The sequence below is a fragment of the Halomonas sp. AOP30-A1-24 genome (genome assembly GCF_052378165.1).
Taxonomy (GTDB): Bacteria; Pseudomonadota; Gammaproteobacteria; order Pseudomonadales; family Halomonadaceae; genus Vreelandella; species Vreelandella citrativorans.
Genome location: NZ_JBQSXL010000033.1, coordinates 23,223 through 30,209, shown reverse-complemented (window position 1 = coordinate 30,209; position 6,987 = coordinate 23,223). Strand labels below are relative to the sequence as shown.

General features: G+C 54.1%; 7 protein-coding genes. 2 read left to right on the top strand and 5 right to left on the bottom strand.

Annotation, left to right across the window (positions count from 1 at the left end):
* The first annotated feature begins 356 nt into the window (after window positions 1–356).
* Window positions 357–1,688, top strand: a complete 1,332-nt coding sequence (locus tag ACT3TJ_RS15715; protein WP_087109889.1) for a deoxyguanosinetriphosphate triphosphohydrolase — start codon at window positions 357–359, stop codon at window positions 1,686–1,688.
* 11 nt (window positions 1,689–1,699) lie between these two features.
* Here the strand turns inward: ACT3TJ_RS15715 and ACT3TJ_RS15710 are convergent, their stop codons facing one another.
* The 4 genes from ACT3TJ_RS15710 to ACT3TJ_RS15695 all read right to left on the bottom strand — a co-directional run bounded on the left by ACT3TJ_RS15710 (window position 1,700) and on the right by ACT3TJ_RS15695 (window position 4,311).
* The gene (locus tag ACT3TJ_RS15710; RefSeq protein WP_192528660.1) at window positions 1,700–2,608 is read right to left on the bottom strand and encodes a nuclease-related domain-containing protein; all 909 of its coding nucleotides are present in this window, start codon (window positions 2,606–2,608) and stop codon (window positions 1,700–1,702) included.
* 57 nt (window positions 2,609–2,665) lie between these two features.
* Window positions 2,666–3,040 carry a translation initiation factor Sui1 gene (locus ACT3TJ_RS15705; protein WP_087109893.1) on the bottom strand — a complete coding sequence of 125 codons (375 nt, stop codon included), beginning with the start codon at window positions 3,038–3,040 and terminating at the stop codon, window positions 2,666–2,668.
* 2 nt (window positions 3,041–3,042) lie between these two features.
* On the bottom strand, window positions 3,043–3,741 hold the full coding sequence (locus tag ACT3TJ_RS15700; protein WP_193057320.1) for an HAD family hydrolase: 699 nt from the start codon (window positions 3,739–3,741) through the stop codon (window positions 3,043–3,045).
* 219 nt (window positions 3,742–3,960) lie between these two features.
* Window positions 3,961–4,311: a hypothetical protein gene (locus ACT3TJ_RS15695; RefSeq protein ID WP_193057321.1), complete on the bottom strand. Its 351-nt coding sequence runs from the start codon at window positions 4,309–4,311 to the stop codon at window positions 3,961–3,963.
* Window positions 4,312–4,503: 192 nt separating this feature from the next.
* On the opposite strand from ACT3TJ_RS15695, the gene ACT3TJ_RS15690 reads away from it, so the two are divergent.
* Window positions 4,504–5,823, top strand: a complete 1,320-nt coding sequence (locus ACT3TJ_RS15690; RefSeq protein ID WP_193057322.1) for an IS4 family transposase — start codon at window positions 4,504–4,506, stop codon at window positions 5,821–5,823.
* A 47-nt stretch (window positions 5,824–5,870) separates the two neighbouring features.
* Here ACT3TJ_RS15690 and fba read toward each other — a convergent pair whose 3' ends face one another.
* Complete coding sequence (fba, locus tag ACT3TJ_RS15685) at window positions 5,871–6,935, bottom strand: class II fructose-bisphosphate aldolase (protein ID WP_172118906.1); 1,065 nt, start codon at window positions 6,933–6,935, stop codon at window positions 5,871–5,873.
* Window positions 6,936–6,987: the final 52 nt, after the last annotated feature.

Genomic DNA, 6,987 nt, shown 5'->3' with positions numbered 1-6,987 from the left:
TTTGCATGCAGGAAAAGACAGCAAGGCACTCTTCAGCGTGATGGATCAGCCGCTACCCCAGCAGCACTTTGTGCTGCATCGCCGGCTGAAGCCAGCTCCCACAACCAGGGGCAGGCCAGCCCATAATCTACAACGCTATGGGGCGCCGTCATTCTAATGTGGGAGCTGGCTTCAGCCGGCGAAGGCGCCGCTAGGTGCCCGGGGGGAAGAGGCCACCGTACCAACTTACTCCCATCCCAGCGGGGCGGCGCATCGCTGATTGGAGTCAGCTCCTGCAATACACCCCCGGCACTGACACTCATCACTCACGCCGGACCACCGTTTGTGTCAAAATGCACTCATTAAGGAGGATTGCCATGACACAAATGCGCTGGGACCAGTTACTTTCCCCACGACGTCTGCACGATCAACGCCCGGATAACACGCGCGAAATTGGCCGTAGCCCCTTTCATAAAGACCATGACCGAATTGTTTTTTCAGGTTCCTTTCGCCGCTTGGGGCGTAAAACCCAGGTACACCCGTTAACTGAAAATGATCATATCCACACACGTTTGACTCACTCGCTGGAAGTGGGCTGTGTGGGCCGCTCTTTAGGCATGATTGTCGGTGAACTTTTACATGATCGTCTGCCAGAATGGATTACGCCTGCTGATATGGGCGTTATCGTGCAAACCGCTTGTCTGGGCCATGATATTGGTAATCCGCCTTTTGGCCATGCCGGAGAGTACGCGATCCGCGACTGGTTTCGCCGCGCACAAGGTAGCGGCCTACTGGATGGCTTGTCAGAAGCCGAGCGGGAAGACCTGCTCACGTATGAAGGCAATGCTCAGGGCTTTCGTGTTATTACTCAGATTGAATATAACCAGTTTAACGGCGGTATGCGTTTATCGGCCGCAACGCTTGGGACCTTGCTGAAATACCCCTGGACCGTACGCTATAGCGGGCGAGCAGGTAAGTTTGGCTGTTATCAGTCTGAACAGGCGCTCTTAAAAGAGGTCGCCGACGCAGTGGGTCTGCTGCCTCAGGGGGAGCAGCGCTGGTGCCGCCATCCGTTGGCTTGGCTAGTCGAAGCGGCCGATGATATCTGCTATGCCCTGCTGGACCTGGAAGATGGCCTGGAAATGGGCATTCTGCGTTATGAAGAAGTCGTGGAAATCCTTCGGCAAGTGGCTGGAGAGTTCCCGCCTGAGTATGCGGATATGGAGGATCGTCAGGTATCGCAGCGCCGACGAATCGCCCTATTGCGCGGTGCTGCCATGGAGCGAGCGGTTAACGATGTCGGTGCGGTTTTTGTTCAGCATGAACAGGCGCTGTTAAACGGCACGCTAAAAGAGGATCTGCTTGAGCTGTGCCACCCGGATTTAGGCTGGGGCGTACAAGCAGCGAAGCAGCTGGCCCGCGAGCGTATTTTCCAAAATGAGCGTAAGGCCAAACTAGAGATTGGTGCCTACACCACTCTAGGCATTCTACTGGAGGCTTTTATTGGCGCCGCTCATGAGTTGCACCATACCGGACAGTCATCCTTCAAGCATCAGCGTGTACTGGCGCTAATAGGAGAGAATACGCCGTTGCCCTCCTGGCCGCTTTACGATAGCTATCGACGCATGCTGGACTTTATCGGCGGGATGACCGACCACTATGCAGTTGATCTTGCTCAGGAGATGGGGGGGCGTTTACGCGGCGATTAAGCAATAACGCATCAGACCGATGGCTGGCGGAGATGACGTAACTCTACCAGCCTCGCCCTTTCCATTAGCAAATAAATGATCTTGTCATGGATTGGGTCGCTTAGCGTGCCAGGTTTGAGGTCAGTGAGCTGCTTGGCAAGCTGCTCTCCACTGACCACCAGCACATCGCCAGTTGCCTCGGTGATGTCAATTTCCCAGCCGGGCAATACGAGCACGCCCCGTACCGGTACCGGCACACCACAGCGTCGTTCAAGCCACTGGGTAAGCCAGCTAACGGCTTGACGTGTCTTATGAAGTGGGCGGCGCTCATGCCAATGAGGAAAGCGTAAACGCTCGCGTTCAACCGCCACGGTATTAAGCTCTCGGCCGTCTGAGCCAATGGCTAATGCACGCGCCCGCGTTTCCAGCACGAACACGCCATACGGCGTAACCACCACGTGATCGATAGTGAAACTGTCGGTTGGTACATCATGGAATACGTAGTAAGGATGCGCCTCAGGACGAATAAGCCGCTCAAGCTCTTGGCCAACCGCCAGTTCGCAAGCAAGGCCAAGTTTTAGTCGCCGGATGCGCTGGTAATCACGTATCAATAATAAGGAAAACGTTAACACAAGCAGGGTACTTAACAGGCCATAGAGTGCCCACTCCACCCAATCTTGTTGACTGACAAACAACATTCTTCCCATGCCGTATACCAGCGGGGCCAGGCTAATAATCGGACCTAAAGCACCATTTAAGAAAAGACTTGAGAAGGCTTGGTCAAGGCGATGGCGTAGTGCTTGCCCTGGTTCACGCAGTGGCGCATCAAAAGGCGACTCAACGCGCGCATCATGCAGGCTGCGCAGGGCTAATACGATGCCGCCCATCGCGGCCATGGGAAATAAAAAGATGAGCGGTAGCAGGTATTCCAGCCAAACCATTGCAGTGCCTTGCCTTTTAACGGCCTACCTTATGGCAGGCCTGATGAGAGAAACGGATTAACCGCCAGCTAGCTTAACTTGATAACCCTGCGCGGTTAGTGCTTCTCGTAACGTATCTCGATGGTCGCCTTGAATCTCAATGATGCCATCTTTGACTGCTCCTCCCGTGCCGCACCGCTTTTTAAGTGTTTTCGTCAGCGCTTTTAGTTCCGTGCTGGGCAGTGGGATACCACTAATAGTCGTAACACCTTTACCTTTACGCCCACTGGTTTCACGGCGAATGCGTACGATACCATCCAGCGCAGCAAGGCGTGCTTGCTCACTGTTTTCCTCACAGCTGCAGGCATCCAGTGCCTCACGGCACTCCGGGCACGTTTTACCATGCTCCGTTGAATATACAAGCCCACCAAGCTGGTCACGTAAAGAGGCCATTGTCACCCTCCTACTGAGCGTTGTGGCATGGGGAGGCTCCAGGCTTTTTGGTAAAGGCGCTCAATAACGGTGGGTAGCTGGTACATATTACTAATCATGATAGCGTTTTCTGGCGTCTCTTCGGCATCGGGAAAGCGATTTAAATGAATGACCGTCATCCCGGCCTCAAGTGCCGCACGAACACCCACCAGGGCGTCATCAATGGCAATACAGTCATGCGCACTATAGCCCATGATACTGGCTGCGTGCAGATGCAAACAGGGTTCAGGCTTCCAGCAATTAGCGGTGTAGCCGCTAAACAGACGATGACCAAAGTAATCGTTTAGGCCGGTGGCCTGAAGTGCCGTGCGAATTTTGGTTTCAGGACCGTTGGAAACAACGGCACTTGGATAGGCTGACAAGTTATCCAGCGCCTCTCTGGCACCAGGGATCAGTGTCAGCTCTTCAGCAAGGCGATTAGCCAGATTGGCCCGCATGGCACCTTCCATGAGGGCGAGTTGGTCAGGGTCCACTTCGCCGTAGCGTTGCTGTAACTCGGCCACAATGCGTCGGAACCGAGCGCCCCGAAACTCACCAAGATAGTCAGCTGGTACGAAGGGCAATCCTACAGCGTTTAGCCCTATCGACATTTCTTCAGCTAAAAGGGGTTCACTATCGACGAGGGTGCCATCACAGTCAAACAGCAAAAGTGGGAGCGGCATTGTGGTTCCTTGCAGCGACTTAAACGCTACCAGTGTTGGTTGAACACTACCCAATGCCTATTGAACGAGATTTTTAGGCTTTTGTGAACACTGTTTCGTAATTTTTTGTAGCTAATGCCGCAATAAACCAGTCATGCACGATGCGTTAACGAAGAAATAGCGAAAACCGGCGAGGCACCGTTATATGCCAGGTGGTATCGGCGCCCGGATCCGTTACGACTAGCGCGATAAACGGCGCGAATTGGCACTGCTACGCTGATGGTAAGGCTGCATAGCCTGACGGCTGGTGACCCACCAGGGCGTATGTTGTCCGCTGAGCATATTCAGTAACGTTTTTTGCATGGCGAAACCCGCCTCCATACTGGCTTCAAGTTTCTCCGTCACCATACGTTGGTTCTCTTTCATCATTTTTGGGCTGAAAAACGGCTGCGTTTGCCATAGCTGATTGCGTTGGTTGATCGTCGAAAGGGACGATGTCCAAAGCTCGAAGGCCATCATGCCGACTTTCCAAGCATCCATCATGGCGAAAGGGGACATGGGAATTAAGGCAGTCGGTGTCGCGTGCTTCATAAATTAGCTCCGAGGATGAACGTCTGTTCAGTGTTGGCCTCTCTATGCTGCAAAGCAATATTTATTTGTATCCGCTGCGTGTTAACCACAAAAAAGACGGCCAAATGGCCTAATGCCAGTCAGTTAAGGGTTTCATCCATTAGCTGACAATGCGATATTCCGGTATCAGTGACTTTCTGATACCGGATTTTTATGCATTTTAGTCAGGCCATTGATGCCATCGCTCGCGTTTCTCCTGAACACTTCTCCAGCCTCGCGGATGTTCTCTCCCCCGAGTTGATTGACGAATGCCTGGAACACGCCGGTGTCGCCACCTTGCGTAAACGTCGATTACCGCTTGATATGGTGGTCTGGTCGATTGTCGGCATGGCACTTTTCCGGCACATCCCGATGGGGCAAGTCGTTAATCAGCTCGATATTGTCTTGCCCGGCCAACGTCCTTTCGTGGCGCCCAGCGCCGTTGTCCAGGCACGTCAACGCCTCGGAGTGGAGGCCGTTAAACGTGTTTTCGAACAAACGCAGGCCCTCTGGCAGGAGCAAATGCCCCAGCCTCATTGGTGTGGACTCTCCCTTCTGGCGGTGGATGGCGTCGTATGGCGGACACCCGATTCGCCCGATAACCAGGCCGCCTTCGCCCGCACGCGCAATGCGCACCGTGAAGCGAGCTATCCTCAGGTCCGAATGGTGTGCCAAATGGAGTTGACAAGCCATCTGGTGACGGGCGCTGCGTTCGACAGCGTATCGACTGGCGAAGTGGCATTGACGACAGACCTGATTGCCAGTACGCCAGACCATTCATTGACGTTATTTGACCGCGGGTTTTATTCGTTGGGCCTGCTGCATGCGTGGCAGCAAGCAGGCGAACAGCGCCACTGGCTGATCCCGTTACGCAGGGGAACACAGTATGAAGAAATCTATTCGCTGGGCCGTCAGGATCGACTTGTTCGCCTGACGACATCGCCCCAGGCACGAGCGAAATGGCCAGGCTTGCCCGCGACATTAGAAGCGCGCCTGATGACTCGCAAGATCAAGGGTAAAGAGGTTCGGGTGCTGACGTCGATGACCGATCCGCTGCGCTTTCCGGCTGCTGATATCGTGGATATTTATGGCTATCGCTGGGAAATCGAGCTGGGCTACCGGGAAATGAAGCAATCGCTCCAGGGCAACCGGCTCACGCTGCGTAGTCGTACGCCGGACATGGTTCGCCAGGAATTATGGGGAACGTTGCTCGCCTACAACTTGATACGCTTTCAGATGGCCCGAATGGCCTACAGTTTGGACAGCATTCACCCAAATCAATTGAGTTTTCACCAGGCTGCCTATTTTATTATCAAAGAGTTATCGATGTTGCCGGCAGTATCGCCTGGCCGTATTCCCGAAGTGGTGAGATCGATGCTGGAGATGGCGCCTTCGTTCTTGCTACCCGATAGACGAGAAAGGTCGTACCCACGTGCTGTTCGGGCACGACCACAAAAATATACGGTCAGGAAAAAGCCAGTCAGGCTTAACTGACTGGCATTAGCCAAATGGCCGTCTTTTAACCTACGTCATACTTGAATTTATTTAACTTTCGGATCCAGCTCGCCACGCTCGTAGCGGTTGAACATCTCTTCAAGGTTGATCGGCTTGATCTTGCTGGCGTTGCCCGCGGTGCCAAAGGCTTCGTAGCGAGCGATACACAGATCGCGCATGGCGGTAACGGTTTCCTTGAGGAATTTGCGCGGATCAAACTCAGACGGATTCTGAGCCATAAAGCGACGTACGGCGCCAGTAGAGGCCAAGCGCAGGTCGGTATCGATATTGACCTTACGTACGCCGTGCTTGATGCCTTCAACGATCTCGGAAACCGGCACACCGTAGGTTTCTGGAATCTCGCCGCCGTACTGATTGATCACCTCAAGCCACTCTTGCGGTACAGAAGATGAGCCATGCATGACCAAGTGAGTATCCGGGATGCGCGCGTGGATCTCTTTGATACGCTGAATAGATAGCGTATCGCCTGTCGGCGGCTTGGTGAATTTATACGCCCCATGGCTCGTGCCGATGGCGATGGCCAAGGCATCTACGTGGGTGGCTTTAACAAACTCGGCGGCTTCTTCCGGGTCGGTCAGAAGCTGTTCCATATCCAGCTTGCCTTCCGCACCAATGCCGTCTTCTTCACCGGCCATGCCGGTTTCCAGGCTACCCAGGCAGCCCAGCTCACCCTCAACGGAAACGCCACAGGCGTGGGCCATTTCAACGGTGCGACGCGTCACATCAACGTTGTAGGCGTAGTCGGTCGGTGTTTTTCCATCTTCACCCAGCGAGCCATCCATCATGACCGATGAGAAACCCAGCTGAATAGAGCGCTGGCACACCGCGGGGCTGGTGCCATGGTCCTGGTGCATAACTACCGGGATATGTGGGAACTCTTCAACGGCGGCCAGAATCAGGTGGCGCAGGAAAGGTGCGCCTGCGTATTTACGCGCGCCTGCAGAGGCTTGAACGATAACTGGCGAATCGGTCGCATCAGCTGCTTCCATGATGGCGCGCATCTGCTCAAGGTTATTAACGTTGAACGCCGGAATACCGTAGCCATATTCGGCAGCGTGGTCGAGCATCTGACGCATGCTGATCAAAGCCATGGGGTCACCTTCTTTAGTTATCAGTGTGAACGAGTGCGAAAATATGCAGGTT

Bases quoted from the DNA above. Each gene is read 5' to 3' on its own strand.
- ACT3TJ_RS15715 (WP_087109889.1), top strand. From the start codon at position 357: ATGACACAAATGCGCTGGGACCAGTTACTTTCCCCACGACGTCTGCAC.
- ACT3TJ_RS15710 (WP_192528660.1), bottom strand. From the start codon at position 2,608: ATGGTTTGGCTGGAATACCTGCTACCGCTCATCTTTTTATTTCCCATG.
- ACT3TJ_RS15705 (WP_087109893.1), bottom strand. From the start codon at position 3,040: ATGGCCTCTTTACGTGACCAGCTTGGTGGGCTTGTATATTCAACGGAG.
- ACT3TJ_RS15700 (WP_193057320.1), bottom strand. From the start codon at position 3,741: ATGCCGCTCCCACTTTTGCTGTTTGACTGTGATGGCACCCTCGTCGAT.
- ACT3TJ_RS15695 (WP_193057321.1), bottom strand. From the start codon at position 4,311: ATGAAGCACGCGACACCGACTGCCTTAATTCCCATGTCCCCTTTCGCC.
- ACT3TJ_RS15690 (WP_193057322.1), top strand. From the start codon at position 4,504: ATGCATTTTAGTCAGGCCATTGATGCCATCGCTCGCGTTTCTCCTGAA.
- fba (WP_172118906.1), bottom strand. From the start codon at position 6,935: ATGGCTTTGATCAGCATGCGTCAGATGCTCGACCACGCTGCCGAATAT.